The sequence below is a fragment of the Cryptosporangium aurantiacum genome, assembly GCF_900143005.1.
Taxonomy (GTDB): domain Bacteria; phylum Actinomycetota; class Actinomycetes; order Mycobacteriales; family Cryptosporangiaceae; genus Cryptosporangium; species Cryptosporangium aurantiacum.
Map to the genome: position 1 here is coordinate 621,479 of NZ_FRCS01000002.1, position 12,473 is coordinate 633,951.

At 68.5% G+C, this 12,473-nt stretch carries 11 protein-coding genes, 1 tRNA gene and 1 pseudogene; 6 read left to right on the forward strand and 7 right to left on the reverse strand.

Annotation, left to right across the window (positions count from 1 at the left end; all coding sequences use genetic code 11):
* The first annotated feature begins 6 nt into the window (after positions 1–6).
* Positions 7–1,017, forward strand: a complete 1,011-nt coding sequence (locus BUB75_RS44960) for an HNH endonuclease (RefSeq protein ID WP_143175100.1) — start codon at positions 7–9, stop codon at positions 1,015–1,017.
* Positions 1,018–1,131: 114 nt separating this feature from the next.
* Here BUB75_RS44960 and BUB75_RS44135 read toward each other — a convergent pair whose 3' ends face one another.
* From BUB75_RS44135 to BUB75_RS09680, 3 genes and pseudogenes are all read right to left on the reverse strand, one after another.
* On the reverse strand, positions 1,132–2,256 hold the full coding sequence (locus BUB75_RS44135; RefSeq protein ID WP_084740600.1) for a Shedu anti-phage system protein SduA domain-containing protein: 1,125 nt from the start codon (positions 2,254–2,256) through the stop codon (positions 1,132–1,134).
* Positions 2,257–2,330: 74 nt separating this feature from the next.
* Positions 2,331–2,879 (reverse strand): annotated as a pseudogene (locus BUB75_RS09675) (Uma2 family endonuclease).
* A 108-nt stretch (positions 2,880–2,987) separates the two neighbouring features.
* Positions 2,988–3,061 (reverse strand) — tRNA-Thr (locus BUB75_RS09680).
* Between the two features lie 108 nt (positions 3,062–3,169).
* On the opposite strand from BUB75_RS09680, the gene BUB75_RS09685 reads away from it, so the two are divergent.
* Together BUB75_RS09685 and BUB75_RS09690 are read left to right on the forward strand one after the other, a co-directional pair.
* Positions 3,170–3,385 carry a DUF1737 domain-containing protein gene (locus tag BUB75_RS09685; RefSeq protein WP_073254487.1) on the forward strand — a complete coding sequence of 72 codons (216 nt, stop codon included), beginning with the start codon at positions 3,170–3,172 and terminating at the stop codon, positions 3,383–3,385.
* 160 nt (positions 3,386–3,545) lie between these two features.
* Entirely contained in the window at positions 3,546–4,025 is a 480-nt protein-coding gene (locus BUB75_RS09690) for a hypothetical protein (RefSeq protein WP_178379808.1), read from the forward strand.
* Here BUB75_RS09690 and BUB75_RS09695 read toward each other — a convergent pair.
* Positions 4,022–4,555, reverse strand: coding sequence for an NUDIX domain-containing protein (locus tag BUB75_RS09695; protein WP_073254493.1), 534 nt, complete (start codon positions 4,553–4,555; stop codon positions 4,022–4,024). The two genes, BUB75_RS09690 and BUB75_RS09695, sit on opposite strands and share 4 nt — an antisense overlap.
* Positions 4,556–4,573: 18 nt before the next feature.
* On the reverse strand, positions 4,574–5,416 hold the full coding sequence (locus BUB75_RS09700; RefSeq protein WP_073254496.1) for a PSP1 domain-containing protein: 843 nt from the start codon (positions 5,414–5,416) through the stop codon (positions 4,574–4,576).
* Between the two features lie 237 nt (positions 5,417–5,653).
* Between BUB75_RS09700 and BUB75_RS09705 the strand changes: the two genes are divergently transcribed.
* Positions 5,654–6,877: an LPXTG cell wall anchor domain-containing protein gene (locus BUB75_RS09705; RefSeq protein ID WP_073254498.1), complete on the forward strand. Its 1,224-nt coding sequence runs from the start codon at positions 5,654–5,656 to the stop codon at positions 6,875–6,877.
* Here BUB75_RS09705 and BUB75_RS09710 read toward each other — a convergent pair.
* Both BUB75_RS09710 and tmk read right to left on the reverse strand, forming a co-directional pair.
* Positions 6,851–8,053, reverse strand: coding sequence for a DNA polymerase III subunit delta' (locus tag BUB75_RS09710; protein ID WP_218617404.1), 1,203 nt, complete (start codon positions 8,051–8,053; stop codon positions 6,851–6,853). The genes BUB75_RS09705 and BUB75_RS09710 overlap by 27 nt on opposite strands.
* A complete protein-coding gene (gene tmk / locus BUB75_RS09715; RefSeq protein WP_084740603.1) occupies positions 8,050–10,218 on the reverse strand; it encodes a dTMP kinase in 2,169 nt (722 codons plus the stop codon). Before tmk ends, BUB75_RS09710 begins: the two co-directional genes overlap by 4 nt.
* A 443-nt stretch (positions 10,219–10,661) precedes the next feature.
* On the opposite strand from tmk, the gene BUB75_RS09720 reads away from it, so the two are divergent.
* Both BUB75_RS09720 and BUB75_RS09725 read left to right on the forward strand, forming a co-directional pair.
* On the forward strand, positions 10,662–11,537 hold the full coding sequence (locus tag BUB75_RS09720) for a polysulfide reductase NrfD (protein WP_073255247.1): 876 nt from the start codon (positions 10,662–10,664) through the stop codon (positions 11,535–11,537).
* Between the two features lie 57 nt (positions 11,538–11,594).
* On the forward strand, positions 11,595–12,398 hold the full coding sequence (locus tag BUB75_RS09725; RefSeq protein ID WP_073254503.1) for a hypothetical protein: 804 nt from the start codon (positions 11,595–11,597) through the stop codon (positions 12,396–12,398).
* Positions 12,399–12,473: the final 75 nt, after the last annotated feature.

A 12,473-nucleotide genomic window follows, 5' to 3' on the forward strand; every position in this document is an offset into this window, starting at 1 on the left:
CACCGAATGGCGCTGGGTCCCGGCAATGAGAGTTCGATTCAATTCGACAAGCAGCAGGCTTGGAGTTGCTTCTCTCACGGAATTGAGATCGATACTCCCGTCTGGCATTCGTATGGCGACGTCCTCGGCGTGAAGTACGCTTATGACTCGCAAGTCGCGAACTCTCGACGCGTCACAGACGGTGACCTTCTGATCATCAGGGACAACGAAACCGTCTTTGGATTCGGTTATATCGACTTCATCCGGAACGAGCTTCGCCCCAAGCTCATGAACCGATGCCCTGCGTGCAAGAAGGGCGGGCCGGAACCTCGGAAGACTCTACGGCCGCGCTATCACTGCACGCATTGCAAGGCCAACTTCGACGAGCCGGATCGCATCAGCGTTGAGGTCACCGCCAGTGAGGCGCACTACAGTGATACCTGGACGCCGATCAGCCTGGCCGCCTCAGACTTAGAGGGTGTATACCTCAGCCACAGCAGGCAGAACGCCATTCGGCCGCTGGATTTGGCTGGGCTCCGCGACCTTCTTCGACGCAAGAGTTCCATGTCCGCGCTCGAAAGTCTCGCTGTCGGACAGCCGCCTAAAGCAGTGGAGTTGCCAGGCGGGCATCGCGTTACCAAGGTGCGGGTGCGCAAGGGCCAATCAGGCTTCCGCCAGGAGCTCTTGAGAATGCACGGCAACGTGTGCGCGATCTCCGGGCCCCAACCGCGCGAGGCGCTCCAAGCCGCACACCTGTATCTCTATGCGGACTCCGGTAAGCATGACACCGCCGGAGGACTTCTCCTCCGGGCCGACCTGCACCTTCTCTTCGACAACTGGCGCATCGCCGTCGACCCGAGTACATGGACCGTCGAGGTCGATCCGGCCCTTTATCATTTCCCCCATTTGCATGCATTCCAAGGCGCCAAGCTGCAGGTATCCCCCTCGCAAGCCCCAAATCCCGAATATCTGCAGGAGCACCTCGCGTCAGCCCGAGCACGCTGGGCCGAAGAGCCGAACCCCAACGGCGTGTCTTGAACCGAACCGGGTTCGAGGCTCCAACGCCGAGAGTCGCTCACCGACCTCGCGAGCACCCCTGGCTATCGACCAGGTTCAGGCGGGGGCCAGCGGCGACCGGCCTAGTGGTAGCTCTCAGCGCCTGCGCAGCCTGGCCTTTGCACGCTCTAAGATGTCGTCGTAGGTGACGATTGAGAGACTGGGGACGTCTGTCTCGGCTTTCCGCATGCCCATGGACGAATGACCTCGGCGCTGTCCGATCAACACGATCATTCGGGGACGGAAGAATTGCAGGCCGTACTCTCTTTGGACGGCTTTGCGTCGCTCTGCGTCCTCAAAATAGTCGCGATATTCGCGGAGTTGAGCGCACGCCTCCATGATGGCTGAGCTGAGTCGAACACGGTTAGGACTCTCTCTAATCAACTTCACTTTGGGGAGCTTGATCTCTAGTAAGTCGCACAACGCATTCGTATTGGTGGGCTTAAGGGCGAAGTCCGGAATGAGCGGCCCCTCGAGTTCGCGCTGCAGTACTATCTGCGGATAAGCACTCTCGTAAGCATCGCCGAAAAGGAAGTCGGGATTTTGCTCAAAGAATAGCTGCAGGTCATGCTCACGCACCTGCGGCGAATTGATCAGATCTTCTAGCTCCTTTATTCGATTACGCCACTGCAGCGTCTGTGCCGTAACCACGTAGAGCAAATTGTGAACCTGGCCTGCGGATCCAGCAAGCTTAACCGTTCCGTCGGCCTGCTCCATGACTATTCGAAGGCGGCCGTTTAGAAGCTCAATTCCAAGCGGCGCCCGCTCAGACTGTTGCGCCACCATGCGAAATCGCCAAATACGGAAACCATCAATGCCCGGCTCGGACCAATGATGCATCACCCGGAATAGTCCGTCGTATCGGAGCCCATAGGAGGGTGAGTACCTGGGATCTCCGTTTGCACCGCGGATGAGTCGGACCAGCCTGCCCTCTTCCTGACTTCGCACGAGTCCAAGGTTTCCCCGGATCAGGTGCTGATCGGCGATTTGACGCCCCGTGTCCGGATCATTGCCGCCTTGACCGGTGTAGACGACCTCATCCCCGTAGTCCTCATCGTCAATGTATCCACCGGAAACCACTATGGAGTCAGCACCGTCCTTGCCGCCCGATATTCCCGCCTGTAGCGGCCGATGCACGCCTGAACTTGCGAGCTCAAATCGATTTGCAAATACGCTTCCAGGCGGAAAGCCAGGAATTTCGCCATAGACGCGATCGACCATGGCTTTGGATTCAATCGAGATACGCCATAGCGGAAACTCGTGCCCACGATGGCATAATGAAACACGAGGGCTAGTTAGTGAATCCACTCCTTGAGTGGCTCGGTTTCGAACACGATGCCCACCGGCTCGGGCAATTCCACGCTCTTGCCGAATGGGCGACGAACGAGAGTGGCATACACACCGTCCTCCGGCGCGCTGTGACTAGAACCTCGCCCGCCTCCCGATCGATCAGCAGATATACCGGAATGCCGGTCTCGGCGTATGCGCGCGGCTCTTACTCGCGGGTCCCTCTTGTCCGTATCGGCATCGTACGAAGTCACCTCGAGAACCATGAGGACGTGGTCGGCGTCCGCCCACTCACCTGGCCCGAAGCTCCCCTCCGGAGCGAGGGCACCGTCCGGTTTGGCATGGCCGTTGCGGTACGCCTTGACCCTCAGGCCTCGCGCAGGATAAAGCCACAGGCCGGGACGGTGCTGGAGGCAGCGCTGCATCACCCAGCGGAAGATCTCGCCGTGGTTGCCGTCCGGCTCGACCTTTACTCCCAACTTCCCGAGGAGGAACTCCAGCCGGACGCCTTCACGCTGCGCCGCAGTCGCGATTCGCTCGAACTCGTCAACCAGCATCTGAGGCCAGCCCTCGCGACAGTCACACCGACCAGCCGAGCGCAAACGCTCCCCAACGAAGAACGCCCCACAGCCTAAGGCTGTCGGGCGTTTGCACTGCCAGGAGAGAGCCGCCTAAGGGAATCGAACCCTTGACCTACGCATTACGAGTGCGTCGCTCTGGCCGACTGAGCTAAGGCGGCAACGTGCGTCACCAGTGTAGCGGGTCCTCCCCCAGCAACCGAATCCGTGCACCCACCCCCCGCACCCCCTACGGTGTGGGCATCCCCTTCACGGCCGGAGGACGCTGGATGGACCACGTTAGGGAACGCCTCCGCTACCTTCTGTTGACAGGTCCGGACGGCGACGTTCTGGCTGCACGGGTGAGCGAGGCACTGGACGAGGGCTACGAGCTGTACGGATCGCCAGCAATCACGTTCGACGTCGACGGCGGCAGCGTGCTGGTGGCCCAGGCGGTGGTCCTACCAGCGTATGCGGCAGGCCGCTATCGTCGTCCGGACGCCTGAGTAACCCGCTGCGCTCGCTCGGCGACCGTGCGGGGTCGCCACTGGCCGAGGAGGAACGCGGGTGCCACGGGGGTCGGCATGGGTGCGACTGTTCGGCGCGGTGCTCTGCGGCATCAGCGCCGTGACGATCAGCAGCGCCCCCGCGTGCGCGTGTGACTGCGTGCCGGTCACGCCGAGCGAAGCTGCGGCCGAGGCCGGCGTCGTCTTCGTGGGAACAGCACGTCAGCTCGTCGGTAGGCCGGAGGAAGGGTCGCCGGAGCCGGTGACGTACGTCTTCACCGTCGAGAGGGTGCTCAAGGGCACGGTCGCCGGACCCACGGTGAAGGTCTCGACGAACAACGGTGCGGCGTCGTGCGGCGTGGAGTTCACGATCGGCGAGCGGTACGCGGTCTACGCGATCGACGCCGACGGGACGCTGTTCGTGAACCTGTGTGGCGGCACCCACCGCGTCGCCGCCGGAGTACCGCCTAGACCGGCGACGCCCCACGCGCCGGCCGCACTGGGCGAGCCGGCTTCCCCCGCTGAAGCCAACGAGGAGTTACCACGCATGCCGGTCGAGGGTGTCATCGCCGCCGTGGGGATTATCGGTGTTCTTATTGTGGCAATTGTTCTGATATCGCGGTCCCGGAACCGCGATTAGCGTCCCCGGACGAGCGAGAATAGAGCGTAGGCGGCGATCGAATGCGCATCGCGCACCTCGCCGGAGCGGATCATTTTCTCGAAGTCCTCGACCGACACCCAGCGCTGGCGCATGTCCTGCTCGGAGGCTTCGCGGGCATGCTCGCCGGGGGTCAGGTCGGCGGCGAGGTACACGTCGAAGTACTGGCTCATGACGCCCGGCGCGGCCTGCAAGTGGCCCAACAAGGTCCAGGTGGCCGCGCGGTAGCCGGTCTCCTCGGCGAGCTCGGCCTGGGCCAGCTCCAAGCCGGTGCCCCCGGCGGCACCTGGCGGCCAGCCGCCTTGGGGGAACTCCCAGCAGCGCTCCTGCACCGGATAGCGATACTGCTCGACCAGGTGAAAGCCGCCGCCGTCAAACGGGACGACGAGCGCGAAGTCACGCTTGTCGATGACGCCGTAGATGCCGGTCGAGCCGTCCGGCCACCGAACGGTGTCCTCGCGAACGCTCAGCCAAGGGTTTTTGTACGCCACTCGGGTGTCGAGTTGCTCCATGCGCTCATGATGCCGCCCTCAGCCCCCGACCGGCCCTTCGGACGCCGTCGACGACTCGTAAGCCTGTCGCGAGCCGCACACGCTCGCCCGGCTGCACACACAACGGCTGCCGTCCGCGTCGAGCCGTACGGTCACCGAGTCGGTTGGCACCGACCGGCCGACGACCCGTCCACGGCCAGCCGACGTCTCCACCTTCTCGCCGATGGCCGGCGCGGACGCGTCGAACGCCTGGTAGAGCGGGTGTTCGTACTTCAGGCAGCACATCAGCCGGCCACAGGCCCCGGAGATGCGCATCGGGTTCAGCGGTAAGTCTTGGTCTTTCGCCATCCGGATCGTCACCGGCTCGAAGTCGGTGAGGAACGTGGAGCAGCACAGGTCACGACCGCACGGACCGATCCCGCCCTGCGCCTTCGCGGCGTCCCGCGGATTGAGCTGCCGCAGCTCGACGCGCGCGGACAGCGTGGCGCCGAGGTCGCGGACCAGCGCCCGGAAGTCGACACGGTGGGGCGCGGTGAAGTAGATCGTGGTGCGGTTGGTGTCCAGCGCGTGGTCGACCGCGACGACCTTCATCGGCAGGTCGTGTGCCCGGATCAGCCGCTTCGCCGCGACTTTTCCCTGCGCCTTCTTGCGCCGCAGCAGCTTGTCGCGTTCGAGGTCACCCTCGGCCGCTAACCCGGCCAGCACCGGGAAGCCCGACGTCTCGTCCGACACCCACTGCGGAGCCCAGACGCATTCGGCGACCTCAACGCCGTCGTCGGTCGGCACCAGCACCCGATCGCCGACCTTCGGTGAATAGGAGCCGGGATCGCAGTAGTAGAGCCGGCCATGCCGGGTGAAGCTCACCGCGCACAGCATGCCCATGAACGCACGATACCGGCGCGCTACCCCGCACGTAGGGCCATTCGGACAGCAAAGACGAGACGGTACACCGCTTACCGCCGTCCGACCGTCACGGCTCGCCGGAAGAAGTCGTTGATTTGCCCGTACCGTCCCCTCGGGAGAACAGGGTTCCTTATGTACCAGTGGTCCCGGAGAGTGGCAGGACTGGCTCTCACGACCGCCTGGGTGGTCATGGTCAACAACGGTGGACAAAGCACTATGAGCACTGTCGCCCAGGTCGAGCGGGTGTCCTATCAGGCTCGCGCTTCCGCGAGCGTGCTGCGTCTGGCCGATTCGGACGCCGGGCCGCGCGGCACCGCACTGAGCGGACTCCGTCTGGGCACCACGACGGCACGGGTCGACACCGATGAGCCGCCCCGGTCGGCCGCGTCCGCGGTCCAGATGACCGGCCCGCCCGGTGCGCCGCCTGCGGCGGTGACCCGCAGCGCGGGGGACGGTGACGAGGAGTCCGGGACGATGACCCGGACGAGTTCCGGCGCGGACCTGGATTTCCTGACGCTCGGCAGCAGCCGGCTGACCGCGAACGCTCAGTGGGGCAGCGGGACCGTGCTCAGCTCCGCGATCGCCCGCCCGGGCGAGCTGGTGCTGCGTCCCGACGAGGACGCGCCGCTGATGCACGTCTGGCGGGGCAGTCAGAGCCGGACACAGAACCAGCTAGTCGCCGTCCCCGGGCAGCCGACGCTCGGCATGCGGTCCTCGGCTCGGACCGAACTGACCGCGATCACGCTGTTCCGGGGCACCCCGACCGAGGTGACGATCCGGTTCCTCACCGCTCCGTCGCTGGTCGCGCTCGCCGCCGGAACCGACCGTACCGACGTCCGCTACGCCGCGCCGGTCATCTCGGTGACCGCCACGCACGGGCGGAGCTATCGGCTGGACACCGTCGGGGACAGCGTCGAAGTGCCGCTGGCGGAGCCGGGGTGCTGCAGCGGCGGCGGGCTGATCCGGATCAGCCTCGGCGGCGTGCGCGAGCGCACCGGCCACACGAGCGTGGACGCGTCGGCGGCGGCGGTGCGGCTACAACTCCTGGGGGCGGAGGGCGCCGGACGGCTGCTCGACGCCACGATCGGGGACCTGGACGTGTCGGCGCGAGTGCCGATGGGTGGACTCGATGCACCCTGCCGGACGTGCGCGGATCCGGATCCGGAGCCGGGCACGCCAGAGCCAGAAGCCGAGAGCGACGCCGCGGCGCCGGACGCCGGCAACACCCCGGACAGCGTCGAGCCCGCAGAACCCGCCGCGAGCGCCAACGTGGCCGCGCCCTCGGAGCAGCCCGCGGCCGGACCGGCGCTACCGCTGACCGGTGCCAGCCTGTCCGTGCTGGCAGCGCTCGGCATGGCGCTGATCGGAACAGGATGGTTCATCATCCGCGTCACCCGTCGCAGGCGCCGACGCTCACCCCTCGAACAGCGTCACCATTAGCGCCTCGACCGCGATCCGCGGCTTCACGTTCTCCTCCAGCGCCGTCCGGCATCGCAACACCGCTTCGATCCGGCGGAGGATCGATTCCGGCTCCCAGCGGGCCGCCGCCGCCCGCACCATGTCCTCGATGTCGACGTGCACCAGCGGCACCACCGCACCGAGCCGCACCATCAGAACGTCGCGGTAGAACGCCGCCAGGTCGACCAGCGCTCGGTCCAGCGCGTCCCGCTGCGCCCGGGTGGCCCGCGACTTCTGCTTCCGCTCCAGCTCCTTGATCTGGCCCGCGGTGCCCCGAGTTGCGGCCGTCGCTCCCTTGCCGGTGCCCCCGGCGCCGAGCGCCCGCTCGAGCTCAGCCTTCTCCGCGGCGGCCTGGCCCTCGGTGGCCGCTGCGGCCTCGGCCTCGGACGCGGCGATCAGCGCCTCGGCCGCGTCGTAGCAGGCCGAGATGTTGCTGAGCGAGCGCGGCACGGCGAGCACCGCCCGCCGCCGGGCCTGCGCGTCCGGGTCGCGGGCCAGCCGGCGGGCACGGCCGACGTGGCCCTGCGCGACCGCGGCGGCCCACCGGGCCGTGGTCTCGTCGATGCCGTCCCGGCGCACCAGCACGTCCGCCACCGCGACCGCCGACGGCGTCCGCAGCGGCACCACCCGGCACCGGGAACGGATCGTCACCGAGACGTCGTCCGGGTGGGAGGACGGGGCGCAGAGCAGGAAGACCGTGCGGTCGGTCGGTTCCTCGACGGCCTTGAGCAGGGCGTTCGAGGCCGCCTCGGTGAGCCGGTCCGCGTCCTCGACCAGGACGACCTGCCAGCGGCCGCCGGACGGCGAGGTCGCCGCCCGCAGCACCAGCGCCCGCATGTCCTTGACGCCGATCGACAGCCCTTCCGGGGCGACGACCCGCACGTCGGCGTGGGTACCGCCGAGCGTCGTGTGGCACTCGACGCACTCACCGCAGCCACCGCGCGGGCACTGCAGCGCCGCGGCGAACGCCCGGGCCGCCACCGACCGCCCGGAGCCGGGCGGGCCGGTGAACAGCCAGGCGTGGGTCATCTCGCCGGGCGGCACGGGCTCCCCCGCGACGACGTGCCCGGCCGCGGCAGCCGCACGGGCGAGCACCGCCACGGCGTCGTCCTGTCCGACGACGTCCGCAAAAACACCGGGAACCAGCGCGACGGTCAACGTGCCTCCATCGAAACGTCGGAGCCTTCGGCTCCGGGGGCGGCACTCTCGGGGTCGGCGCTCTCGGGGTCGGGGACCCCCGGCCGCACCTTCAGCAGTGGCGCCACCCGCACCTTGATCCGATCGGAGAGCATCGCGGCCGAGCTTCCCGCGTCGAGCACCAGATAGCGCCGCGGATCGGTCGCGGCTCGGTCGAGGAACGCCCGCCGCACTCGCTCGTGGAACTCCCGTGACTCGGCCTCCAGGCGGTCGACCGCGCCGCGGTCGCCCACCCGCGTCAGCCCGATCGACGGGTCGACGTCGAGCAGGATCACCAGGTCCGGGACGAGCTCGGCGGTCGCCCACCGGGAGAGCCACTCGATGTCCTCGGGCGCCAGGTCACGCCCGGCCCCCTGATAGGCCAGCGACGAGTCGATGTACCGGTCGCAGACGACGATCGCACCCCGCTCCAGCGCGGGCCGGATCACGGTCGCGACGTGGTGCGCGCGGTCGGCGGCGTACAACAGCGCCTCCGAGCGCGCCGACGGCGCATCATCGGAGTGGTCGAGGATCAGCGAGCGGATCTGCCTGCCCAGCGGCGTCGCGCCGGGTTCGCGGGTTGCGACGACCTCGAACCCGCGGGCGGTGAGCCAGTCCGACAGCGCACGCGCCTGCGTCGACTTGCCTGCCCCCTCACCGCCTTCGAAGACGATGAACAGGCCGTCGCCGGAGCGGTCGCCCGGCACCGGGAGCGAGTGGCCGCGCAGCGTCGAATAGAGGTCCCGGAACAACGGGACACCAGGTTTGTCATCCATTGCCCGGAATGAGAACACACTCGCGACGATGGCCAGCACACCGCTCACCAGAAGCAGGAGCCGCGCGGCGGACAGGTCGAGGTCGAACGCCCCGAGCGGGATCTTCCGCCCTCCGCCGATGCCGACCAGCAGCGAGGAGACCGCGATCGACAGCAGCAGGACGACCCGCACCGTGGACTGCACGAACGCGAACACCCGTCCGCGCATGGCGTCCGGCACCTCGGCACCGAGCAGCGTCGTGCCGGCCAGGTACGCCATGCCGGCGCCGGTTCCGGCCAGCACGGTCAGTGGGATCGCCATCGTCAGGTGCAGCGAGAACGGCAACACCGCAACGGCGAACCCGGACAACCCGATGCTCGCGCAGAACCACCGTCGCCGGGAGAGCCCGCGCACCAGCGAGGGACCGAACGCCATGCCACCGGCCAGACCGACGAACAGCGCACCGAAGAGCAGGTAGAACGTCGCGTCGCCACCGCCGAGGCCAACCGCGAAGAACTGTCCGACGCCGACGACGACCCCACCAGCGGCGAACGCACCGAGGATGCCGAGCACCAGGCCGCGCACCAACGGCGTCCGGCCCGCGTACTTCCACCCGTCGAGCAACGCGGTCGGCAGGCTGGGTTCCGGGACGCCGGCCGGCCCGGAGCGACGTAGCCGCCCTTCGCCGGTGCTGATCTCCTTGATCGTGGCGGTCACCAGAGCCGCGACCAGGAACGTCAGCGCGTTGAGGTAGAGCGCGACGTCGTTCGGGTTGATCGCGAGCCGCGTCGGATCGTCCTGCACCAGCGAGAGCAAGAAGCGGTTGAGCCCCGCCCCGATCGCCACCGCGAGCAGAGGCGTAACACCGTACGTGGCGATCAGGCTGAGCTGGTTCGCCGCCTCGAGCTGCTCGCGCGGCACCAGATTCGGAACCGATGCCTCCTTCGCCGGGTTCCAGAACATCCCGACGACCTCGATCGCGAACGTGGCGATCAGCGCCCACACGACCGCCACCGGCACCGACCCGACGACCGCCACCAGCGGGATCGACGCGAACAGTACGAACCGGATCAGGTCGCAGACCACCATCGTGAGCCGCCGGTCGAACCGGTCGACGAACGCTCCGGCCAGCGGCCCGAGCACGATCGTCGGCAGCAGCCGGGCCACCACGACACCGCCGAACGCGAGGCCCTTGGCGGTCGATCCGGTCACCTGCCCGGCCGCGAACAGGCTCGTCGCGAGCAGGCCGAGCCAGTCACCCAGGCTGGACAGGCCGAACGTCAGCCACAACCGGCGGAAGGGCCGGTTTCGCAGGACCGCTCGAATCTGCGACGCGTCGGTCGCGAGCGGCCTGGGGTCGGGGGGGCCTGGTGGGCCCGGTGCCGCACTGATGGCTACTTCTCCTGGCTACGTGGGGTCCGCAGCCTTGAGCGTATCCGGGGAGCGGCACCCGGCCGCTGCCTTATGTCCAGGCGCTACCGCGGACCGGCCTGGCGGCGGCGGGGCGGCTCCGTAACCCGGGCCCGGCCGAGTGAAGCGACATCCGAAACTCCTTCGAGAAAGGTCGTCAAGAACGACTCAGGGCGCCCGCCCCGGCGCCCGTGACTTCCATTGTGCAACGCTCCCCCAGCCTGAGGCTGTTGGGACTGATGAGTCTGCGGTGACCGGCCGACGATTGGCGCCGGACGGTCACGCGCCCTCATCCGGTCGGCCGATCTCTTCGGCCACTACGCCGGTGACGTGCGGTAATGCCGCACATTGCGGCATTTGTTCAGGTGGACCAACCCGTTTCCGATGGGTCTCTCAAAGCTCATTCGGACGCGATGGAGGCGGGCATGTCCGGACCCGGACGGGACGGCGGCGCGCCAGCGGTCCCGGCGTACTACGTCCACCGGCCGATCCGGGTCACCTCGGCGCGTGAGGCGCCGGACATCCCGGCCTACCTCTACTTCGGCGGCATCGCCGGTGCGTCCGCAGGCCTCGCCGCACTCGCCGAGCTGACCGGCGACCGGCGGCTGACCACAACGAGCCGTTACGCCGCGGCCGGCTGCGCGGCCGCGGCCGTCGCAGCACTGGTCCGCGACCACCGACGCCCGGAACGCTTCCTGTCCGGTCTCCGCGCACCCGATCCCAGCTTCCCGCTCAGCCTGGGGACGTGGTTGACGTTGCCGTTCGCGGGCCTGGCGACGATCGCCGCGGCCGCCGAGCTGGCCGGCCTGCGCACGGTGGCCACGGTGGCCGGAGCCGCCGCAGGCGTCCTCGGACCGGCGGTCTGCACCTACACGGCGGTGACCCTCGTCGACACCGAAGTGCCCGCCTGGCACGAGGCCTATCGGGAGCTGCCGTTCCTGTTCGCGGGCAGCAGCATCAGCGGCGCGGCGGGCATCGGCCTGTTCGCGACGCTCGGCACCGACCCGGTCCCGGCCCGCCGCCTGGCGCTGGCCGGCGCCGCGATGGAGCTGGCCGCGGCCCTCCGGCTGCGGGCGGCACCGAGCTCGCTGAGCGTGCCGTTCCGCAGCGGTCCGGCCGGATGGATGCTGACCAGGGCCGCAGCGCTGACCGCGCTCGGTGCGGGCGCCACGCTGCTCGGACGCGACCGGTTCGGCCGGACCGGACGCTGGGCCGCGATCGGAGGCGGGGCGGCGCTGCTGGTGTCCGGAGCGATGAACCGGCTGGGCGTCTATCACGCGGGACGACAGTCGGCACGCTGAGCCGAAGGGTGGTAACGTCCGTAAAGCGCAGTTCGCGGCGTTTCGCTGGGGGGAGCGATGGCCAACAACCCGATGGGCGCACACCACAACCCGGGACTGGTCCGGCCTCACCCGCCCCTGCCCGGGACGCCTCTGCTCGATCTGCTAGCCGAGCCACCCGAGGAGCGCCCGGCCCCCGAGCCGTCCGGCCGCGACCCGATCGCGATGGCACTCTCCGGAGTCGCCGCCCTGTTCGCGACCGTGGCGCTCGGTATCGCGGTCCTGACCTGGCTGAGCATGTCCGACCTGCAGACGATCGTCGCGGTCTCCGGAGCCAACCCCGCGGTGGACGGTGGCCAGGCGCCGCCGGAACAGGCGGCGTCGGGCCAGGCCGTCGCGCCGATGCCGGGACAGCCGCTGCCCGGCGACCAGATGCCGCCGCCGAGCGCGGCCGCCGCGACCTACTCCCAGGCCTACCGGCCGCAGTCACTGCAGCTCGCGCTGCCGCCGTGCGGTTCGTCGATGACGCGGTACGTCGATCTGGACGAGCCGCGGGTCGACGCCGACGCGTCCCGCGCCGACCTCTTCTACCAGGCCCGCACCGGGTGTTACGGGACGCCGCAGCTGCACCTGGTCAACGGCGTCAAGGCCGCGGTGGTGGCCCGGCCGACGATCCGCCCGACGCAGTGCGGGACGAGCATCCGGAACGCGCCGGCGGACAACCCCATCCGGCTGGACACCACAAAGGTGATCTGCGTGCTGACGTCGTCGGACAAGGCGATCGGCGAGGACATCACGCAGAAGATGGTGGTCCTCGTCGTGTCCGCGCCGACGCCGACCGGGCAGACGACGGTCCGCGCGAACGGCTGGCACGTCACCTGACCCACCCCTTCCCCTCGTGACTGGAGCATGCTGGAGGGGTGGCAGCGGGCAGCAACCCTAATAAACGGCACAGAT

Bases quoted from the DNA above. Each gene is read 5' to 3' on its own strand.
- BUB75_RS09695 (WP_073254493.1), bottom strand. From the start codon at position 4,555: ATGGAGCAACTCGACACCCGAGTGGCGTACAAAAACCCTTGGCTGAGC.
- BUB75_RS09705 (WP_073254498.1), top strand. From the start codon at position 5,654: ATGAGCACTGTCGCCCAGGTCGAGCGGGTGTCCTATCAGGCTCGCGCT.
- BUB75_RS44135 (WP_084740600.1), bottom strand. From the start codon at position 2,256: ATGGTCGATCGCGTCTATGGCGAAATTCCTGGCTTTCCGCCTGGAAGC.
- BUB75_RS44960 (WP_143175100.1), top strand. From the start codon at position 7: ATGGCGCTGGGTCCCGGCAATGAGAGTTCGATTCAATTCGACAAGCAG.
- BUB75_RS09720 (WP_073255247.1), top strand. From the start codon at position 10,662: ATGTCCGGACCCGGACGGGACGGCGGCGCGCCAGCGGTCCCGGCGTAC.
- BUB75_RS09725 (WP_073254503.1), top strand. From the start codon at position 11,595: ATGGCCAACAACCCGATGGGCGCACACCACAACCCGGGACTGGTCCGG.
- BUB75_RS09700 (WP_073254496.1), bottom strand. From the start codon at position 5,416: ATGGGCATGCTGTGCGCGGTGAGCTTCACCCGGCATGGCCGGCTCTAC.
- BUB75_RS09685 (WP_073254487.1), top strand. From the start codon at position 3,170: ATGGACCACGTTAGGGAACGCCTCCGCTACCTTCTGTTGACAGGTCCG.